General features: G+C 70.4%; 1 pseudogene. It reads right to left on the bottom strand.

Annotated features, from left to right (window positions below):
- A pseudogene (locus tag M8J74_RS44305) lies at positions 1-362 on the bottom strand (glucose-6-phosphate dehydrogenase); the annotation flags it as partial.

Raw genomic sequence — 362 nt, 5'->3', positions numbered from 1 at the left:
GAGTGCGGCGCCCGCTGGAAGACCACCGCGATCTCGGTGACGCGGCGGCCCAGCCGCTTGCCGGCCCGCAGGTAGAACGGCACGCCCGCCCACCGGCGGTTGTCCACGTTCAGCTTGATGGCTGCGTAGGTGTCCGTCGTCGAGGCCGGGTCGATGCCGTCCTCGTCGAGGTAGCCGCGCACCTTCTCGCCGCCCTGCCAGGCGGCCGCGTACTGCCCGCGGACCGTGTGCAGGCCGAGGTCCTCGGGCAGCTTCACGGCCTTGAGCACCTTCAGCTTCTCCGTCAGCAGCGACTCGGCGTCGAAGGAGGCGGGCTCCTCCATCGCGGTCAGCGCCATGAGCTGGAGCAGGTGGTTCTGGAT

This window comes from Streptomyces panaciradicis, assembly GCF_023516615.1.
GTDB lineage: Bacteria > Actinomycetota > Actinomycetes > Streptomycetales > Streptomycetaceae > Streptomyces > Streptomyces panaciradicis.
Note: the sequence above shows the minus strand (reverse complement) of the source record. Positions and strands in the feature narration are given on the sequence as shown.